The organism is Burkholderia sp. 9775_39 (genome assembly GCF_015712225.1).
Taxonomy (GTDB): domain Bacteria; phylum Pseudomonadota; class Gammaproteobacteria; order Burkholderiales; family Burkholderiaceae; genus Burkholderia; species Burkholderia cenocepacia.
On the sequence record NZ_JACCQC010000031.1, the window covers coordinates 54,596 to 72,666 of the forward strand.

17 protein-coding genes are annotated in these 18,071 nt (G+C 69.9%); 6 read left to right on the forward strand and 11 right to left on the reverse strand.

The genetic code is table 11. The features are described 5' to 3' along the window. Positions 1–29: 29 nt before the first annotated feature. Positions 30–1,697, reverse strand: coding sequence for a Na+/H+ antiporter (locus H0X90_RS30080; protein WP_077189570.1), 1,668 nt, complete (start codon positions 1,695–1,697; stop codon positions 30–32). A gap of 308 nt (positions 1,698–2,005) precedes the next feature. Between H0X90_RS30080 and H0X90_RS30085 the strand changes: the two genes are divergently transcribed. The 5 genes from H0X90_RS30085 to H0X90_RS30105 all read left to right on the forward strand — a co-directional run bounded on the left by H0X90_RS30085 (position 2,006) and on the right by H0X90_RS30105 (position 6,221). Then, positions 2,006–3,292 (forward strand): EAL domain-containing protein, encoded by a 1,287-nt coding sequence (locus H0X90_RS30085; protein WP_048984862.1) that lies wholly within the window; start codon positions 2,006–2,008, stop codon positions 3,290–3,292. A gap of 156 nt (positions 3,293–3,448) precedes the next feature. After that, complete coding sequence (locus H0X90_RS30090; protein ID WP_077189569.1) at positions 3,449–3,835, forward strand: hypothetical protein; 387 nt, start codon at positions 3,449–3,451, stop codon at positions 3,833–3,835. Then, positions 3,832–4,236, forward strand: a complete 405-nt coding sequence (locus tag H0X90_RS30095; protein WP_077189568.1) for a hypothetical protein — start codon at positions 3,832–3,834, stop codon at positions 4,234–4,236. The genes H0X90_RS30090 and H0X90_RS30095 overlap by 4 nt, the downstream gene beginning before the upstream one ends. Before the next feature lie 109 nt (positions 4,237–4,345). Next, positions 4,346–5,071: a copper homeostasis protein CutC gene (locus tag H0X90_RS30100; protein ID WP_034201302.1), complete on the forward strand. Its 726-nt coding sequence runs from the start codon at positions 4,346–4,348 to the stop codon at positions 5,069–5,071. Positions 5,072–5,132: 61 nt separating this feature from the next. Continuing rightward, complete coding sequence (locus H0X90_RS30105; RefSeq protein WP_077189567.1) at positions 5,133–6,221, forward strand: suppressor of fused domain protein; 1,089 nt, start codon at positions 5,133–5,135, stop codon at positions 6,219–6,221. Positions 6,222–6,245: 24 nt separating this feature from the next. On the opposite strand, the gene H0X90_RS30110 is transcribed toward H0X90_RS30105, so the two are convergent. The 6 genes from H0X90_RS30110 to H0X90_RS30135 all read right to left on the reverse strand — a co-directional run bounded on the left by H0X90_RS30110 (position 6,246) and on the right by H0X90_RS30135 (position 12,189). Next, positions 6,246–7,601 (reverse strand): cytosine permease, encoded by a 1,356-nt coding sequence (locus tag H0X90_RS30110; protein WP_006484074.1) that lies wholly within the window; start codon positions 7,599–7,601, stop codon positions 6,246–6,248. A 221-nt stretch (positions 7,602–7,822) separates the two neighbouring features. After that, positions 7,823–8,818, reverse strand: a complete 996-nt coding sequence (locus tag H0X90_RS30115) for a biotin-dependent carboxyltransferase family protein (RefSeq protein WP_006483468.1) — start codon at positions 8,816–8,818, stop codon at positions 7,823–7,825. Next, positions 8,808–9,683: an allophanate hydrolase subunit 1 gene (locus tag H0X90_RS30120; protein WP_006495445.1), complete on the reverse strand. Its 876-nt coding sequence runs from the start codon at positions 9,681–9,683 to the stop codon at positions 8,808–8,810. The genes H0X90_RS30115 and H0X90_RS30120 overlap by 11 nt, the downstream gene beginning before the upstream one ends. Beyond that, on the reverse strand, positions 9,680–11,137 hold the full coding sequence (locus H0X90_RS30125) for an acetyl-CoA carboxylase biotin carboxylase subunit (protein ID WP_077189566.1): 1,458 nt from the start codon (positions 11,135–11,137) through the stop codon (positions 9,680–9,682). The genes H0X90_RS30120 and H0X90_RS30125 overlap by 4 nt, the downstream gene beginning before the upstream one ends. Before the next feature lie 4 nt (positions 11,138–11,141). Then, the gene (locus tag H0X90_RS30130; protein WP_027812637.1) at positions 11,142–11,384 is read right to left on the reverse strand and encodes an acetyl-CoA carboxylase; all 243 of its coding nucleotides are present in this window, start codon (positions 11,382–11,384) and stop codon (positions 11,142–11,144) included. Positions 11,385–11,406: 22 nt separating this feature from the next. Next, entirely contained in the window at positions 11,407–12,189 is a 783-nt protein-coding gene (locus H0X90_RS30135) for a 5-oxoprolinase subunit PxpA (protein ID WP_012329326.1), read from the reverse strand. Positions 12,190–12,448: 259 nt separating this feature from the next. Between H0X90_RS30135 and H0X90_RS30140 the strand changes: the two genes are divergently transcribed. Continuing rightward, entirely contained in the window at positions 12,449–13,366 is a 918-nt protein-coding gene (locus H0X90_RS30140) for a LysR family transcriptional regulator (protein ID WP_006483476.1), read from the forward strand. A 79-nt stretch (positions 13,367–13,445) separates the two neighbouring features. Here the strand turns inward: H0X90_RS30140 and bioB are convergent, their stop codons facing one another. Genes bioB through bioA form a run of 4 tightly spaced genes read right to left on the reverse strand, consistent with a single transcriptional unit; the run spans position 13,446 to position 17,750 of the window. Next, positions 13,446–14,465, reverse strand: a complete 1,020-nt coding sequence (bioB, locus tag H0X90_RS30145; RefSeq protein ID WP_006483467.1) for a biotin synthase BioB — start codon at positions 14,463–14,465, stop codon at positions 13,446–13,448. Between the two features lie 41 nt (positions 14,466–14,506). Further along, a complete protein-coding gene (gene bioD, locus H0X90_RS30150) occupies positions 14,507–15,226 on the reverse strand; it encodes a dethiobiotin synthase (protein WP_006483466.1) in 720 nt (239 codons plus the stop codon). Continuing rightward, positions 15,223–16,407: an 8-amino-7-oxononanoate synthase gene (gene bioF, locus H0X90_RS30155; protein ID WP_077189565.1), complete on the reverse strand. Its 1,185-nt coding sequence runs from the start codon at positions 16,405–16,407 to the stop codon at positions 15,223–15,225. Before bioF ends, bioD begins: the two co-directional genes overlap by 4 nt. Beyond that, a complete protein-coding gene (bioA, locus tag H0X90_RS30160) occupies positions 16,404–17,750 on the reverse strand; it encodes an adenosylmethionine--8-amino-7-oxononanoate transaminase (RefSeq protein WP_077189564.1) in 1,347 nt (448 codons plus the stop codon). Before bioA ends, bioF begins: the two co-directional genes overlap by 4 nt. Positions 17,751–18,071: the final 321 nt, after the last annotated feature.

An 18,071-nucleotide genomic window follows, 5' to 3' on the forward strand; every position in this document is an offset into this window, starting at 1 on the left:
GTTGCCGCGCGCAGGCCGTTGCAGGCCCGTCAAAGAATGCCTTTCTTGCGCGTCGACAGCGCGGTTTCCGACAGGTCGATCTCGCGAATCAGCTTCGTCAGCGTCTCGTCGGAAATCTTGCTGTCGCTGCGCAGCCGGTACAGCGCCGAGCGCTCCGCGCGCACGGCCGCGATCCGCATCTGCAGCTCCATCGTTTCGGCCTGCTGCGCTTGCGCGCGCGGCGTGGGGCCGTCCTCGGCCAGCGCGGCGAGCCGGCGGCGATACTGGTCCATCACGCGTGCGGAGATGTCCGCGCAGCGCGCCGCGCCCGATTCGTCGAGATCGGCCGAAATCGCGTCGTGCGACGAATCGATCGCGCGGATCGCGGCCTGCGCGGCGGCCGAGCGCGCGATGCGCTCCTCGTCGCCGAGCGGGTTGCGCGACGAGCGCACGCCGCGCAGCAGCAGCGGCAGGCCGATCACCGCGACGATCAGCGAGCCGAGGATCACGGCCGACGCGATGAAGATCGCGGTGTCGCGGCCGGGCAGCGGCGCGCCGTCGGACAGCGCGACCGGGATCGACAGCACGCCGGCGAGCGTGACCGCGCCGCGCACGCCGCCGACCGTCATCACCGCGATCGTGCGCACGCCGGCCATCGTGCCGGCGAGGCCCTGGCGCGCGGCGCGGCGGCTCGCGAACCAGCGCAGCAGCCATACCCACAGGAAGCGGATCGCATACAGCGCGAGCATCATCGCGCACACGTTGAAGATCATGCGGCCGACCAGCGCGTCGCTCGTATGGTGCGCGTCGACGAGCGCGCGGCCGATGATGTGCGGCAACTGCAGCCCGAGCATGATGAACACCATGCCGTTGAACACGAACTCGATCATCGCCCACGTGCTTTCGGCGCGCACGCGCGACGCGACGGTGCTTTTGCGCGAGAAGCTCGTGTAATTCATCATCATCCCGGCCGACACGGCCGCGAGCACGCCCGACAGGTCGAGGTGCTCGGCGAACAGGTAGGCCGCGAACGGCACCAGCAGCGTCATCACGATGCCGGGCGCCGGGTCGCCTTCCTGTTCGGCGTTCAGGAAGCGTGTCGACAGCGCGCTGAACAGCCAGGACACGATCGCGCCCGTCGCGAGCCCGCCGGCCGCGACGATCACGAACGTGACCGACGCGGCGCGCAGCGAGAACACGCCGGTCAGCGCGGCCGCGATCGCGAACTTCAGCGCGACGAGGCCCGACGCGTCGTTCATCAGCGCCTCGCCTTCGAGGATGTGCATCAGTTGCGGCGGGATGCGACCCTTGCCGGCGATGCCCGACAGCGCGACCGCATCGGTCGGCGACAGCACGGCCGCGAGCGCGAACGCGATCGGCAGCGGTAACTCGGGAATCAGCCAGTGGGCGAAGTAGCCCACTGCGAGTACCGTCATGAACACGAGCCCGAACGCGAGCATCAGGATCGCGCGGCGCTGCAGGTATAGCTCGCGTTTCGGAATCCGCCAGCCGTCCGCGAACAGCAGCGGCGGAATGAACAGCAGCATGAAGATCTCGGGATCGAACGTGACGTGCAGGTTCAGCTTCGGCCACGCGAGCATCGCGCCGAACGCGATCTGCATCAGCGGCAGCGGCAGTTGCAACGGCAGGAGGCGCGTGACGGCGCCGGACAGCGCGACGGTCAGCAGCAGAATGAGGACGGTGAAGACGATTTCCATCGATACGGCGGATAGGCAGAATGAAACGATCGTACGGAGTGTAGCGTGCCGACGTGACGGATGCGCTCGAACGGGCGGTGCGTGCGCACGGAAATGGTGCATCGACGGCGCGCCACGGTGGTGCGGCAGCCCGGCGCGACCCTGCGGCGCACGGCTCATGCGCACCTTGCACGGAGCTTGCTTGAGGGAGAGCAGCCGCCCGGCCCGCGCCGGGCAACCGAGGGTCCAACCATGACATTGCGCGCGCCGTCCGGGTCGTCGTCCGTGACGCCGGACGGCGCGTTCGAGTGCATCACCAGGAGAAGGGCATGACGATCGTGCAACAGGAGCGTCCGGCCGCCGCGTCGCCGTACCGGTTCGAGCGGGAGATGAGCTCCGGCTTCGAACGGCTGGCGACGCAGCACCGCGACCTGACGCTCACGACCGTGTTCCAGCCGATATTCAGCCTGTCGCACCAGCGTGCGGTCGGCTACGAGGCGCTGCTGCGCGCGCACGATGCGCTCGACCGCGCCGTGTCGCCGCTCGACGTGTTCGGCGAAGCCGCGCGCCAGGGCGAACTGCTGCAGCTCGACCGGCTCGCGCAGGCGCTGCATCTGGAGAACTTCGCGCTGCTCGGCGCCGAGCGCGAGTGGCTGTTTCTCAACGTCCATCCGGGCGTGCTCACCGACCCGTTCCAGGCGGCCGCGCTGCTCGCGAACCTGAAGCGGCTCGGCATGCCGCCGCGGCGCATCGTGCTCGAAGTGCTCGAACAGCGCGCGGAGGACGTCGAGCGGCTCGCGGAGGCCGTGCGCGCGTTCCGCACGCAGGGTTTCCTGATCGCGCTCGACGATTTCGGCGCGGGCCATTCGAACCTCGAGCGGATCTGGCAGCTGAACCCGGACATCGTGAAGCTCGACCGGATCATGCTGTCGCATGCGGCACATCGCACGGGACTGACCGCGATCCTGCACGGGCTCGTGACGCTGTTGCACGAGGCCGGCAAGCTGGTGCTCGTCGAAGGGATCGAGACCGAGCACGAAGCGCAGATCGCGCTGTCGTGCGAGGCCGATTTCGTGCAGGGCTACTACTTCGGCCGGCCGGCGCCGGGGCTGCCCGACAGCGCGGCCGCGACCGGCTGCATCGGCGAGCTGACCGAGCGCTTTCGTCAGCAGACCGAAGCGCGCGAGCGGCGCGACACGCAGCGGCTCGCGCCGTACCTGCGCGCGTTCGAACGGGCGGCCGAGCGCCTCGAGGCCGGCGAGCCGCTCGACGAGGTGTGCTGGAACTTCCTCGCGCTCGACGCGGCCGCGCGCTGTTTCCTGCTCGATGCGCAGGGCCGGCAGTCGGGCCGCAACGTCGTGCTGCGCGCGGATCGCGCGCTGGCCGAGGCGCGCTTTTCGCCGCTGGCGGACGCGCAGGGCGCGAACTGGCTGCGCCGGCCGTATTTCCGCTCGGCGATCGCCGAACCGGGGCGCGTGCAGGTCACGCGGCCGTACCTGTCGATCAACGAGGCGCAGCCGTGCGTGACGCTGTCGGTGGCCGTGCGCGTCGGCGATGCGCAGCGCGTGCTGTGCGGCGACATCGACTGGGGCGACGACGACGCGCCAGTCGCGTAGCGACGCACGGCACGCATGCGGTGAGCAGCGAGCGGGGCGCGGGGCGGCCGTTGCGTTCACCGCGGGCTTCCCCGACAATGGCGCGACCGCGGCCATCGTGACCGCGCGCGCCGTCCCGGGGGCCACCATGGCGGCGAATAAAAAAAGGAAAAAACCATGAAACGACCGATTTCGCTGACCATCCTCGCGTGGGTCATCATCGTGACCAACGCGATCACCTGCGTGTATACGCCGTTCTCGATCGGCATGCCGACCACCCAGGCGCTGCTGTCGCACTACCTGCTGCCCGTCTGGGCGACGCTCGGCATCAGCGTGATCATCGAAGCCGCGAACGTCGTGATCGGCATCGCGATCCTCAAGGGGCGCGAGTGGTCGCGCAAGGCGTACATCGTGACGTTCGTGTTCGGCATCGCGTTCTCGTTGATCAACATGCCGGCGTCGATGCTCGCGGTGCTGATCCCGGGCGTCCTGCTGTTCGCCGTGTTCGTCTACCTGCTGTTCCGGCGCCCGGCGACTGCGTATTTCAGGCAGACCGTTGCATGAGCGTCGTGCGCAACGCGCTGGCGATCGTGCTGTTCACGATCGCCGGCTTCGGCGTGATGGCCGCGCAGCTGGCCGCGTTCCTGAAAGTCGGGCAGGCGGGTGTGACGGTCGTATTCGTCGCCGTGTTGTTCACGGCGTCGGCCGTGCTGCTGGCTGCGGGCGCGTTTGCCGGTGCATTCCGGCCGCGTGCGCGCGGCGCGGGCATCACGCTGCTGGCCGCGGCCGCGACCACCGCGCTCGGGATGATCGGCTGGGGAATGCTCCTGCTCACGCCGGCGATCGTCGACATGATGCAGCAGCAGGGCGCGTACTTCGACGCGCGCATGTTCCGGTTCGTGTCCGGCACCGCGGTGACGGGGTTGTCCGCGCTGGTCGGCGTCTGGCTCGTGCGGCGCGGCTGAAGGACATGGCTGAAATGCGCGACTGAAATACGCGGCCGCCGGCACGCTGGCGTCCGTCACGCGGCTCGGCTAGGATGCGCGAATTATCCAGACGATTCGCGGGCCGCCCATGAACCGACATGCCGCTTCTTCCGTCCTCCTCGAAGTGATCGCCACGACCGTCGGCGATGCCCAGGCCGCCGCCCGCGCGGGCGCCGACCGCCTCGAACTCGTGACCGCGATCACCGAAGGCGGGCTGACGCCGAGCGTCGGCCTGATCGAGGCCGTCGTGGCCGCCGTGCCGATTCCCGTCAACGTGATCGTGCGTCCGCACAGCCGCTCGTTCGTCTATGACGCCGACGACCTGCGCGTGATCGAGCGCGACGTGCGCGCGGCCGTCGCGGCCGGCGCGAACGGCGTCGTGTTCGGCGCGCTCGACCCGCGCGGCGACGTCGATCTCGGCGCGCTGGCCCGGATCGCGGCCGCCGCGGACGGGCGCGCGCTCACGTTTCACCGCGCGTTCGACGTCGCGCGCGATCTGAACGCCGCGTTCGACGCGCTGCTGCGCGTGCCGGCCGTCACGTCCGTGCTGACGTCGGGCGGTCATCCGTCGGTGCTCGACGCGGTTGCGACGATCACGCGGCTCGTGCGGCAGGCGGCGGGCACGACCTGCACGGTGCTGGCCGGCTCGGGGCTCACGATCGACGCGGTCGGCGATTTCGTCCGCGCCACCGGCGTGCGTGCGGTGCATTTCGGCTCGGGCGTGCGGCCGCGCGGCGAGGTGCTGGCGCCCGTCGACGGGCAACGCGTCGAGCGCGTGCGCGCGGCGCTCGACGGCGCGGCGTCGCACGTGTGACGCACGTCCCGACACCGCACGACACAAACACGACACGACATCATCGGGGAGAGCGGGCCACATGACGGACGCCACGCACGACACGCACGACGGCGCGGACGACGATGCCGCGCCCGGCTGGGACGCGATCGACGCCGCGCTCGCGCGCCTTTATCCGGGCCAGGAGCCGAAGCACTACGGCACGCTGGTCAAGTGGCGGCTCGGCGGCCCCGATCCGCTCGACGGGATCAGCGTGTGGCGGCGCGCGGCCCCCGTGCCGCACTGGCATTTCGTCACGTACGGGCTGAGCGAGCTGTATGCGAAGGAGTCGGACGATCCGGCCGCCAGCGGTTTCGGCTTCGAGCTGACGATGCGCGTCGCGTGCGTGGCTGGCGACGACGAGCCGCCGCGCTGGGTGTTCAGCTTCCTGCAGAATCTCGCGCGCTACGTGTTCCAGAGCGGCAACGCGTTCGACGACGGCCACTGGATGACGGCCAACGGCCCGATCGCGCTCGATACCGATACGGCGCTCTGCTCGATGGGCTTCGCGTTCGATCCGGAGCTGCCGGCGATCGACACGCCGCACGGCCGTCTCGCGTTCCTGCAGGTCGTCGGGCTGACGCTCGACGAGGAACGCGCCGCGAAGCGCTGGCGCACGCGTGCGCTGCTCGACACGCTGCTGCCGCACATGCCGCTGTGGATGACCGATCTCGGCCGCGCGTCGCTGCTCGAACGCGCGGACGTGCGCGAGCAGGTCGACGCGGGCACGCAGCGCGACGGCTCGGCGAGCGGTTACCTGTTCACCGACGTGCTCGGCTGGGGCACCCGCAAGCGGCTGCTGCGCGCGCCGGTGATCGAGATCACCGTCGGCGCGCGGCAGGTCGACGAACTCGTCACGCTACTGCCGCTGCGGCTGCCGTTCGACCGGCCGTTTCGCCTCGTCGGTCACGACGGCGCGGTGCGGTTCGTGCGCGGCGACGCGAACGGCGTGAGCGACGAAGACGGCACGCTGACGCTGCGGCTCACCGACGCGACGGTGCAGGCGCTGGCGCGCACGCTGAAGCCGCGCGCCGGCGAGTATGCGATCGACGGGCTCGACGGCGTGCGCTGGCGGGTCGAGCCGACGGTGATCCGCGACGCGCAGGGCCATCCGGTGCAGACGATCGGCTAGGGCCGGCGCCCGAGCCGCGGCGCGTCACGTGTTGCGCACGAACCAGGTCCGCTTCGCGGTGCCGAGCAGCGCGCGATAGACGAGCCACGACACGACGAAGGTGGCCGGCGCCGACAGCGACGCGGCGAACCCGGTCGCCTGGTTCAGCGCGAGCCCCGCGAACGCGCCCGCGAACCACGCGGTCAGGCCGCCCGGATTGAACACCGGCACGTGCGCGTCGCGGCATTCGACGTCGTCGCCGACGAGCTGCCCGTAGCGCGCCGACAGGATGTGCGCGAGCGCGACGCCGACCCACGCGACGACGAAGATGCCCTGGTACGCGAGCGCTTGCAGGATCCGCGAGAAGATGTCGGCCATCATCAGTGCATAGACGACCGCGCCGACCACGACCGCCCACACGAATTTCGGCGCGCGCAGCCCCGCGACCTTCTGGAAGAACGCCTGCATGTTGACGGTCGCGAGGTAGTAGTTCGCGGTATTGATGCGCGACTGCGTGACCCACACGAACAGCAGCCCCCACACGCCCATCAGCTTCAGCAGCGCGAGCACGACCGATACTTCCGACAGCGTGCCGAGCCCGGGAATCGTGCTGACGAGATAGATGCCGGCCGCGCCGTTGACGAGGAACGTGACGAGGTAGAACGGCATCCCGAAGTTGAAGCGGCCGTGATAGCGGGCGTCGGCCTTGCGGCCGAAGCGCGCGTAGTCGAACGTGAACATCATCAGCACCCATACGCCCATGTAGTAGACGAAGCACTGCCACCAGCCGCCGGCCGGGGCGCCGCCCGCCGGCCCGAAATCGAGCCACGCGGCGTGATAGCCGTACTCGGCCGTCGCGAGCCCGACCGCCGCAAGCAACCCGAACAGGTAGAACGGCAGCAGCACGCCGTTGAACTTGTCGAGCCAGTGCTGCACGCTGCCGAACACGAGCGGCACGCTGTAGCAGACGACGATCAGCGCGGCCCACTTGTAGTCGAGCGCCGGAAACTGGTGATGCGCGGCGACCGCGATCACCGAGCCCTCGAACACCGCGTAGTAGATCGCCGTCGCGAAGAAGATCAGCGTCGCGAGCGCCGCGCCCGCGCTGCCGAACAGCACGCGCGAGAACAGCGCGACCGACAGGCCGGTACGGATCGCGTAGCGGCTGATGATCGAATTGACGATGCCGTACGAAACGACCGACAGCGCCATCCCGATCAGCGCGTTGCGCGCGCCGTAGGTGAGCGCGAGCGTCGCGCCGACGACGATGTAGAACACCGCGCTGCAGACGGCCCACCACGCCATCGTCAGCGCAAAGGGCGGCATGCGTGCGTGATCGGGAATGGCGAGCGTCGACAGGTCGAGATCCTCGTCGGTGCGGGCCTGAGCCAGGTTGGCCATGAGCGTGCTCCTCGATGAGCGAAACAGCGGACGACGTCTGGGCCGCGGCCCATGCGAGCCGCGGGGTTGCCCCGACGTCGGGGCGGGCAACCGGTCCGGCGAAAACGGCGCGCAGGCGTCCCCGCCGCGCCGCGCGCGGCCGCACGGACGGGAAACGGAAGCGAAGGATGAAAACGGAGGGCGGCGCACGGCGCCCGGCGCGACGGCCGGGCGCGTGGCGCTCAGTCCTTCAGTACGGCGCGCAGCAGCGCGAGGCGCCGCTGATACTCGCGGCGCGCGGCGAGCGCGTCGGCCATCGTCACGCGCACGAAGCGCGCGCGATGGTTCGGCTGCATCTGGCCGATCAGGTCCATGTCGGCGCTGATGACCGTGCCGATCGTCGCGTAGCCGCCGCCCGACACCGCATCGCGATGCAGGATGATCGGCTCGACCCCGGCCGGCACCTGGATCGAGCCGATCGGATAGCACGCGTCGACGATGTTCGACGGATCGGCCCCGGCGCCGAACGGCTGCTCGCGCGGCCGGAACTGCAGCGGCCGGCCGTTCTTGTAGCGGTAGCCGATGCGGTCCGCCTCGGGCGCGACCGTCCATTCGTCATCGAAGAACGTGTGCGCCGACGCGTCGGTGAGCCGGTAGTGGTACAGCCCCGGCAGCACGCGCAGTTCGACCTGGCTGTCCAGCGGCCGGCTGACCGACGCCGGCAGCTCGCGCCCTTCGCGAAGCGTGCCGCGCGCCGCGCCGATCGGCAAACGGTCGCCTTTCTGCAGGCGCCGGCCCGCGTGGCCGCCGATCGCGCCGAGCGTGTAGGTCGAGCGGCTGCCGAGCACGACCGGCACGTCGATGCCACCCGCGACGGCCAGGTACGCGCGGGCGCCGCCCTTCACGTAGGCGAACGACAGCACGCTGCCCGCGCGGATCCACAGCGCGACGTTGCAGCGCTGCCCGACGCCGTCGATCTTCGGGGTCATCTCGGCGCCCGTGACGGCGACCAGCGCGTCCGCATGGAACAGCAGCTCCGGGCCGAGCAGCGTGCATTCGAGCACGGCCGCCTGTTCCGGATTGCCGACCAGCAGGTTCGCCGCGCGCGACGCGTACTGGTCGAGCGAGCCCGACGGCGGGATGCCGACGTGGTAGTAGCCTTGCCGGCCCGTATCCTGGACCGACGTCGCGAGGCCGGGTTTCACGACCTCGATCAGGTTGTGCGCGTCAGCGGGCATGCAGCACCTCGACGAGAGAACGGTTGACCGCATCGGGATCGCGCCGGAACGCGTCGAGCGAGAATTTCACGGGGCGCACGCGCAGCGAGAAGGTACCCGCTTCGACGGCCGCCACCGCGGCGTCATAGGCGTCGCGATCGATCGGCTGGAACTTCACGATGTCGCCGGGCCGGAAGAACACCATGAAATCGCGCAGGTAGTCGAGCCGCTGCGCGGGATCGAAGATCGGCGCCGGCGTCACGCCGAACATCTGGTAGCCGCCCGCGCCGCGCACCGAGTAGATGCAGCCGAAGCAGCCGCCGTGGCCGACCGTCAGCTTCGGCGTGTCGGTGCGCGGCCGCAGGTATTTCGGTACTTCGAGCTGGCGTGCGCGCTCGACCATCTGGTACATGAACGGCAGGCCCGCGACGAAGCCGACCATCGACACGAACCACGGCGAGCCCGAGTGCGCGGCGATGAAGTCGTCGACGTCGCGCTTGCCGTTGATCCGCGCCGCATATTCGAGATCGGTCGACGACGGGTCCTGGTGACGCTCGCGAAACCGCATCAGCGTCTCGTGCGTCCACGGGTCGTTGTACAGCACCGGCACCTCGACGATGCGCGTATCGAGTTCGAGCGGCGCGTCGCCGACCTCGGCCTCGATCGCCTTGAGCAGCGCGACGAGCGTGTCGGGCTCGATCACGTCCGGGTCGTAGCGCACCTGATAGGACGCGTTCGCCGGACAGATCTCGGTGATGCCCGGCACCGCACGCCGCTGCAATTCGCGCGTGATCGCCGTGCCCTTGAAGAAGGCGTCGAGCGACATCGCCTCGCTGATCTCGACGAACACGAACTCGTCGCCGCCGAACGTATAACGGGTCGTCACAGGGCCTCCCCGACGCGCGCGGCGTCCGCGGTTTCGTGCTGCCGGGCGGCGGCCGTCGCGGCCTCGCGCCATGACGGCATCCACGCTTCGAGAAAATTCGTGTGATAGCGGCCCGCGCGCACGTCGTCGTCCGCGAGCAGCGCGACGTGCAGCGGCGCGGTGGTCTTCAGGCCGCCGACCTGCAGCTCGCCGAGCGCGCGAGACAGACGCCGCAATGCGGCCGCGCGGCTCTCGTCGTGCACGATCAGCTTCGCGAGCAGCGAATCGTAGAACGGCGGCACGACGTAGCCCGGGTAGAGCAGCGAATCGACGCGCACGCCGGGGCCGGTCGGCCACACCAGTGCGTCGATCCGGCCCGGATTCGGGCGGAAATCCTGCAGCGGATCTTCCGCGTTGATCCGGCATTCGAGCGCGGCGCCGCGCATCGCGATGTCGGCCTGCGCGAACCGCAGCGGCTCGCCGTCGGCGATGCGCAGCGTTTCGCGCACGAGATCGATGCCGGTGATCGCCTCGGTCACCGGATGCTCGACCTGGATGCGCGTGTTCATCTCGATGAAGTAGAACTCGCCGCGCGCATCGTCGAACAGGTATTCGAGCGTGCCCGCGCTGCGGTAGCCGACTTCGCGCGCGAGGCGCGTGGCCGACGCGCACAGCGCGTCGCGCTGCGCCGGCGTGAGCGACGGCGACGGCGCTTCCTCGAGGATCTTCTGGCGGCGCCGCTGCAGCGAGCATTCGCGCTCGAACAGGTGGACGACGTCGCGGCCGTCGCCTAGCACCTGCACCTCGATGTGCCGCGCTCGCGCGATGAAGCGTTCGAGATAGACGCCGCCGTCGCCGAACGCGGCCTGCGCCTCGCGCTGCGCGAGCGGCAGTTCGGCGTCGAGCTGCGCGGCGTCGTGCGCGACGCGGATGCCGCGCCCGCCGCCACCCGCAGCCGCCTTGATCATGATCGGATAGCCGATGTGCGCGGCGACCGCGCGGGCCGCGTCGAGCGACTGGACGACGCCGTCGCTGCCCGGCACGGTCGGCACGTTCGCGCGCCGCGCGGTGTCGCGGGCGCGCGCCTTGTCGCCCATCGTCGCGATCACCTGCGCGCCCGGGCCGACGAAGATCAGCCCGGCCGCCTCGACCTGCGCGGCGAACGCCGCGTTCTCGGACAGGAAGCCGTAGCCCGGATGGATCGCGTCCGCGCCGCATTGCCGCGCGGCGTCGAGGATCGCGGCCGGATTCAGATAGCTCTTCGCCGCATGCGACGACCCGATGTGGATCGCTTCGTCGGCCATGCGCGCGGCGAGGCTGTCGCGGTCCGCGTCGCTGACCACGGCGACCGCGCGCATGCCGAGCTCGCGTGCCGCGCGGATCACGCGCACCGCGATTTCGCCGCGGTTCGCGACCAGCACGGTCTTGATCCGCGACGGTCGATAGAAGGTGTCGGGGGCGTTTGCCGGCTTCATCGCATCACCCCTCGATCCGCATCAGCACCTGGCCGGCGTCGACCGGCTCGCCATCGTCGACGAGCAGCTCGACGACGCGGCCGGCCGCATCGGCTTCGATCTCGGTGAACTGCTTCATCACTTCGACGAGGCCGACCACCGCGCCGGCCGCGACCGTCGCATCCACCGCGACGTAGTAATCCGCCTCGGGTGACGGGCGCCGGTAGAACGTGCCCGGCAACGGGCTGACGATGTCGTGCAATGCCATCTTGCGTCTCCTTGAATCGGGTTCAGTGATGAGCGGCGAGCGGTCGCGGGCCGGCGGTCCGGATGCCTTCGCGGACCAGCGCGTCGCGCGTTTCGCGCACGAGGTCGAGCGCGCCGGGCGTGTCGCTGTGGATGCAGACCGAATCGAAATCGATGTCGATGTCGTCGCCGTCGATCGTGCGCACCTTGCCGTCGATGCACGCACGCAGCACCTTGTCGGCCACCTGCTGCGGGTCGAGGCGCCCGACGCGGCGCGTGAACACGATGGAGCCGCTGCGGTCGTAGTCGCGATCGGCGTAGAACTCGCGAATCACCGGCTGTTCGTACTCCCTCGCCACGCGATACGTGACCGACGCTTCCATGCAGTACAGCCACAGGCCGGGATCGACGCGCTGCAGCGTCTCGATCAGCAGCCGCGAGAACGCCTCGTTGGCCGCCGCGTGCATGTAGAGCGCGCCGTGCGGCTTGACGTGCTGCAGGCCCACGCCGTTGAGCCGCGCGAACTCGCGCAGCGCGCCGAGCTGATACAGGATGTCGTGGACGAGCGCCTGCGGCGTTTCGGTGATCGTGCGGCGACCGAAGCCCGCCAGATCGCGAAAGCCCGGATGCGCGCCGATCCCGACGCCGGCGTCGCGCGCGAGCTGCACCGTGCGCGCCATGATGTTCGGGTCGCCGGCATGAAAACCGGTGGCGATGTTCGCCGAGCTGATGAGCGGCATGATCTGCTCGTCGACGCCGTCGCCGATCGTCCACGGGCCGAAACCTTCGCCCATGTCCGAATTCAGGTCGACACTGTGCTTCCTCATACGGTTCGTTCCTCCAGGTTCTCCGGTTTCGCGTGCGCCGCAGCGCGTGTCGATACCGTGTTGAACGCAGGTTAGCCGTGCGGGGTGCGTCAAAATAGTTCTATTTTTATATGCGAGCGTATCGATTTTTCAGATATCGCGGGAAGCGGCTGCCCGGCGCCGCGGCAGGCGGATGCGCGCGGGTCGGGCGGGCCCGGATTGCCGAGAAACGGACGGTTGATATGATGGTTGCCATGCCCCCATCAGTTTTCCACCGCGCATGGCCCTGACGCTCAGACAGCTCAAGTACTTCGTCGCGACCGCCGAGCTCGGACAGATCTCGCAGGCCGCGATCCAGCTCACCATCTCGCAGTCGGCCGTGACGAGCGCGATCAAGGAACTGGAGGACAGTCTCGGCACGCAGCTGTTCGTGCGCACGTCGGCGGGCGTGACGCTGACCGATACCGGGCGGCGTTTTCTCAATCACGCGTACACGATCCTGTCGTCGGTCGACGAGGCGATGCGGATCCCGAATCTCGAAAGCACGCTGACCGGCACGCTCGCGATCGCCGCGAGTTACACGGTGCTCGGCTACTTCCTGCCGCATCACGTGCTGCGGCTCAATACGCTCTATCCGCGCCTGACGATCCACCTGCACGAGCTGAACCGCGAGTCGATCGAGGAAGGGCTGATCGCGGGCCGCTACGACATGGCCGTGCTGCTCACGTCGAACGTGTCGAATCCGGAGCTCGTGCTGGAGCCGGTGATCCATTCGGTGCGCAGGCTGTGGGTCGGCGCGCATCATCCGCTGCTGCGGCGCGAGAGCGTCACGTTCGCGGAGGTCGCGCACGAGCCGTTCGTGATGCTGACGGTGGACGAGGCCGGGCAGACCGCGCTGCGTTACTGGAACGAGACGCCGTACCGGCCGAACGTGATCCTGCGCACCTCGTCGGTCGAGGCGGTGCGCAGCATGGTCGCGAACGGCAGCGGTGTCGCGATCCTGTCCGACATGGTGTATCGCCCGTGGTCGCTCGAAGGGCGGCGCATCGAGACGATCGTGCTGCGCGACCCGGTGCCGCCGATGAGCGTCGGCCTCGCGTGGCGCAAGAACATCGAGCTGAGTCCCGCGATGCACGCGGTGCGCGACTATTTCCGGCACACGTTCATGGAGCCGCGCGCACTGGGCGGCGCGACCTGAGTGGTGCGCGCGGGCGTGAAAAAGCCGGGGCGCGCCCCGGCTTTTTCGTTGGCGGGCGCGGCGCGCCGGCCGTTGCCGCTTACGCGTTGTCCGACAGCGCGTCGGCCTGGCTCGCGCGGATGCCGAGGCGCTCGAACAGCGCGCGGTCGCGCTGCGTCTGCGGGTTGCTCGTCGTCAGCAGCTGGTCGCCGTAGAACATCGAGTTCGCACCGGCGAGGAAGCACATCGCCTGCATCGCGTCGTCGAGCTGCTCGCGCCCGGCCGACAGGCGCACGACGGCCTTCGGCATCGTGATGCGCGCGACCGCGATGGTGCGCACGAATTCGAACGGATCGAGCGGCGCGGTGCCTTCGAGCGGCGTGCCTTCGATCGCGACGAGGTTGTTGATCGGCACCGATTCCGGATACGGGTTCAGATTCGCGAGCTGCGAGATCAGGCCCGCGCGTTCGCGACGCGATTCGCCCATCCCGATGATGCCGCCGCAGCACACGTTGATGCCCGCGTCGCGCACGCGGTCGAGCGTGTCGAGGCGATCCTGGTAGGTGCGCGTCGAGATCACCTGGCCGTAGAACTCCGGCGACGTGTCGAGGTTGTGGTTGTAGTAGTCGAGGCCCGCGTCGGCGAGCTGCCGAGCCTGTTCGTCTTCGAGCATGCCGAGCGTCATGCAGGTCTCGAGGCCGAGCTCCTTCACGCCGCGCACCATCTCGGTCAGCGCCGGCATGTGGCGCTCCTTCGGATTGCGCCACGCGGCGCCCATGCAGAAGCGGCTCGCGCCGTTCGCCTTCGCCGCGCGCGCGGCGTCGAGCACCGTGTCGACGTCCATCAGCTTCTCGGCCTTCAGGCCCGTGTCGTGATGCGACGACTGCGAGCAGTACCCGCAATCTTCCTCGCAGCCGCCCGTCTTGATCGACAGCAGCGTCGACAGCTGCACCGCGTTCGCGTCGAAGTGCTCGCGATGCACCTGCTGCGCGCGGAACATCAGGTCGTTGAACGGCAGTTCGAACAGCGCGACGACGTCGGCGACGCGCCAGCGCTGCGGCGCCGGTGCAGCCATGGGAATCGCGTCGGATTGCACGGCGACGGTCTGGGCTTGGGTCATTTCGTTTTCCTGTCCTGGGCGGGATTGGGGGATCGGTTGGGTCAAGGCCGCGCGGCGCGCAGCGACTCGACGAGCGCGGCGATGTCGAGCATCGCCGCGGCGGATTCGGGGGCGGCCGGCGTCATGTGCGCGATGCGGCCGACGAGCGGCGCGCGGTGCTCGCGCGCGAGCCAGTCGCGAATCGTCGCGACGTTCTCGTCGGCGAACGACATGGCCGGGTCGACGTGGTTCGCGACCCAGCCCGCGAGCGCGAGCCCGCGCTGGCGAATCGCATCGGCCGTCAGCAGCGCGTGGCTGATGCAGCCGAGCCGGATGCCGACGACGAGCACGACGGGCAGGCCGAGCGCGACCGCGAGATCGGCGGTGTCCTGCGTGTCGTTCAGCGGCACGCGAAAGCCGCCGACGCCTTCGACGACGACGACGTCCGCGCGCGTCAGCGCTTCGCGATGGCACGCGACGATCGTGTCGAGGTCGAGCGTCACGCCTTCCTGCGCGGCGACGATGTGCGGCGCGGCCGGCGCTTTCAGCAGGAACGGCGTGCGCAGCTCGGGCGGCAGCACGACGTTCGCGGCGGCGTCGAGCTGATCGGCATCCTCGTTGCGCCAGACGCCGTCGCGTTGGTACGCGCCGGCCGCGACCGGCTTCAGCGCGGCCGCGCGCAGCCCGTGCCGCGCGAAGCCGTGCAGCATCGCGGCCGACACGAAGGTCTTGCCGATTTCGGTATCGGTGCCGGTGACGAACAGCGAGAGCGGGGCGGTCATGCTGCTGCCTCGCTAGCTTCGATCAACGCGGCTTCGAGCTTGGCGAGATCGTCGAACGAATGCGCGGCCGACAGCGACACGCGCAGCCGCGACGTGCCGGCCGGCACCGTCGGCGGCCGGATCGCGGGCACCCACAGGCCGTGCGCGTCGAGCGCGCGCATCGCCGCGAGCGTCGCATCGTTGCTGCCGATCACGAGCGGCTGCACGGCCGTGTGCGAATCGACCGGCTGCCAGCGCGTGTTGCGCAGCAGCGCACGCGTGCGTTCGATCAGCGCGGCGAGGTGCGCGCGGCGCGCGTCGCCTTCGTCGCCCGCGATCACCTTCAGGCTCGCGGAGACCGCATGCGCGACGGCCGGCGGCGCGGCGGTCGTGAAGATGTAGCTGCGCGCGCGCTGGATCAGCCATTCGATCACGGTTTCGTGCGCGATCACGAACGCGCCGGCGACGCCGGCCGCCTTGCCGAGCGTGCCGACGTACACCAGATGCGGCGAACGCAGCGCGGCGGCCGCGAGCGCGCCGCGCCCCTGCGGGCCGAGCACGCCGAAGCCGTGCGCATCGTCGACGACGAGCCACGCGCCGTGGCGCTCGGCCAGCGCGACGAGTTCGGCGAGCGGCGCGACGTCGCCGTCCATGCTGAACACGGTGTCGCTGACGATCAGCTTCGTTTCGGCCTCCGATGCGTCGAGCAGCGCGGCGAGCGCGGCCGTATCGGCGTGCGGATAGACCTGCACGTTCGCGCGCGACAGCCGCATCCCGTCGATCAGCGACGCGTGGTTCAGCGCGTCGGAGAAGATCGTCGCGCCCTTGCCCGCGAGCGCCGTCATCGCGGCGAGGTTCGCCATGTAGCCGGTGCTGAAGTACAGCGCGCGCGGCGCGTCGGAGAAGCCGCCCGCGAAGCCCGCGAGCTCGTCCTCGAGCCGCGCGTGCGCGCGCGAATGGCCGCCGAGCAGGTGCGAGCCGCCGCTGCCGGAGCCGTAGCGCTGCGCGCCTTCCGCGAATGCGGCGACGAGCGCCGGATGCGCGGCGAGGCCGAGGTAGTCGTTGCTCGCGAAGCCGACGATCTCGCGGCCGTTTACGGTCATGCGTGCGTCGCACGCGGTGTCGGCGATACGGCGCACGCGGCGCAGCCCTTGCGCGTCGAGATCGGCGAGGCCGCGTTGCAGGGTGTCGAGCAGGCTCATCGGCCGAGGTCCTCCAGCGTCGCGTCGAGCGTGTCGCGCGTGCGCTGCGCGAGCCACGCGATGTCGTCGTCGCTCATCACGTACGGCGGCATCAGGTACACGGTCGTGCCGATCGGGCGCAGCAGCAGCTCGCGTTCGAGCGCGTGTTCGAAGAAACGTCGCGAGAAGCTGCGCGCCGCGTCGCCGTCGAGCGTGACGTCGAACGCGAACAGCGTGCCGCGCTCGCGCAGGTGGCGCACCTGGCGGTGCGCGTCGAGCGGCGCGAGCGCCGCGCGCAGCGTCGCCGATTTGCGGGCATTGCTCGCGAGCACGTCGTCGCGCGCGAACAGGTCGAGCGTCGCGACCGCCGCGCGGCACGCGAGCGGGTTGCCGGTGTACGAATGCGAGTGCAGGAAGCCGCGCGTCGTGTCGTCGTCGTAGAACGCCGCGAACACGTCGTCGCGCGTGAGCACCAGCGACAGCGGCAGATAGCCGCCGCTGATCCCTTTCGACAGGCACATGAAATCGGGCCAGACGCCGGCCTGCTCGCACGCGAAGAAGGTGCCGGTGCGCCCGCACCCGACCGCGATCTCGTCGGCGATCAGGTGCACGCCGAATTCGTCGCACAGCGCGCGCAGCCCGCGCACGTACGACGGATCGTGCATCGCCATGCCGGCCGCGCACTGCACGAGCGGCTCGACGATCAGCGCGGCGATCCGGTCGCCGCGTTCGACGAACAGACGCCGCACGTCCGCGAGCGCGCGGCCGGCGACGTCGGCGGCCGTCTCGCCCGGCAGCGCGCCGCGCGCATCGGGCGACGCGACCACGTGCGCGTGGCGGATCAGCGGGTCGTACGCATCCTTGAACAGCGCAACGTCGGTCACGCCGAGCGCGCCGATCGTCTCGCCGTGATAGCTGTTCGCGACGCAGACGAATTCCTGCTTGTTCGCGCGGCCGCGGTTGCGCCACGCGTGGAAGCTCATCTTCAGCGCGATCTCGACGGCCGACGCGCCGTCCGACGCGAAGAACGCATGGCCGAGCGTGCGCCCGGTGAGCGCGTGCAGCCGTTCGGCGAGCTCGATCGCGGGCGCGTGCGTGCAGCCGGCGAGCATCGCATGCTCGAGCGTGTCGAGCTGGTCCTTCAGCGCCGCGTTGATGTCCGGGTTCGCATGGCCGAACAGGTTGACCCACCACGAGCTGATCGCGTCGAAGTAGCGGCGGCCGTCACGGTCGTACAGCCACACGCCCGCGCCGCGCGCGACGGGGACGAGCGGCAGGCGCTCGTGATGCTTCATCTGGGTGCAGGGGTGCCAGACCGCGCGCAGGCTGCGCGCGACCCAGTCGTCGGTGGCTGGCGTACTCAAGGCGACTCCGGGGGGTAAAACGGCCGCGCGGCATCGACGGGATGCTGCGCGGCGGGATACGAAACGCGCTGAGATTAGCGTGTTCCGCCGGACGTTGCACTAGCGGTTACAAGTGCCGCAAAGCCTTGTCGGGCGGGAGTTCGACGCAGTTTGTGGGGGCTCGGAACGGAACGCGACGGATCGGGCGAAATGCGCGCAGATGACGACGTTCGAGTGACACCCCCCGACAGAAAAAAATCGCGGGGCGGCGCGCGGTGCGCGGGCGAAAAATCGGGGATCGAAGCGCAATCCGGGCGCGCGGGGCGACGTCGCGACCGAAAG